Source organism: Bradyrhizobium manausense (assembly GCF_001440035.1).
GTDB classification, from domain to species: domain Bacteria; phylum Pseudomonadota; class Alphaproteobacteria; order Rhizobiales; family Xanthobacteraceae; genus Bradyrhizobium; species Bradyrhizobium manausense.
In genome coordinates this window covers 43825-44969 of the sequence record NZ_LJYG01000109.1, presented here as the reverse complement: position 1 = coordinate 44969, position 1145 = coordinate 43825, and the positions used below count along the sequence as shown (strand labels likewise).

Below are 1145 nucleotides of genomic sequence, written 5' to 3'. Positions count from 1 at the left end.
AGCTGTTCGAGGAGCTCGACCGACCAGCACTGACCCCATTGCCCGACGAACCCTACGTGTACGCTGAATGGAAGCGCTGTCGGGTGAACCTCGATTATCATGTCGAGCTTGCCAAGCATTACTATAGCGTGCCTCACAACCTCGTGCATGAAGAGGTCGAGGCACGGATCACACTAAAAACCGTCGAGATTTTCCTGCGCGGCAAGCGCGTCGCCTCGCATCTGCGCAGCACTCTGCCGCATCGACCAACGACGATCGCCGAGCATATGCCAAGCTCGCATCGCCGTTACCGCGACTGGACCCCTGAGCGGATTCGTTCTGAAGCCGCCAAGGTGGGGCCCGACGCCGAGACGCTGATCGAGGTCATCCTGCGGTCGCGGCCGCATCCGGAACAGGGCTTCCGCTCGGCCATCGGCATTCTCGGGCTGGTCAAGCGCTACGGCGAGGAACGTGTCGACGCCGCCTGCGCCCGCGCTGCTGCTCAACGCCCGTTCCTACAAGTCGATCGTCGCCATCCTCAAGAACGCCGCCGACAAAACCGCTCCTCCCGCCCAGGAGGCGCCCATCCTCTTCCACGCCAAGATCCGCGGCCGCAGCTACTACAACTAATCAGGAGATCATTGTGCTCATTCATCCGACCGTCGACCGCTTGCGCGCGCTCGGCCTCACCGCCATAGCCGATACCCTCATCGAACTGCAGAACAATCCCGAGGCCGCCGACATGCCGCACCCCGATTGGCTCGGTCTCCTCGTCGATCGCGAGGTCACCGCCCGCGACCCGCCGTCTCTACGGCGCTTGAAGAGTGCCAAGCTCCGGCAGGCCGCTACCATCGAGAATGTCGACTATCGCACAGCTCGTGGTCTCGACCGCTCCCTCTTTCAAAGCCTCGCCACCTGCCAATGGATCCGCGAGCACAACCATCTCGTCATCGTCGGTCCGACCGGCACTGGCAAGTCCTGGCTAGCCTGCGCGCTCGGCAACAGGGCCTGCCGCGACGGCTTCTCGGTCCTTTACAAGCGCGTCCCCCGCTTGTTCGCCGATCTCGCCCAGGCGCGTGGCGAAGGCCGTCTCGCTGGCCTGATCGCGGCGCTCGAGCGCGTCAATCTGCTCATCCTAGACGACTGGGGGCCCCGAAGCGCTCACT

The 1145-nt window shown here is 63.8% G+C and carries 2 protein-coding genes; both read left to right on the top strand.

All coding sequences use genetic code 11. The features are described from left to right. A partial coding sequence (locus tag AOQ71_RS46115) for a transposase (protein WP_162268297.1) occupies positions 1-677 on the top strand: 677 nt, incomplete at its 5' end. Next, on the top strand, positions 623-1145 hold a 523-nt coding region (locus AOQ71_RS34400; RefSeq protein WP_063958328.1), incomplete at its 3' end, for an ATP-binding protein. The genes AOQ71_RS46115 and AOQ71_RS34400, both read left to right, overlap by 55 nt.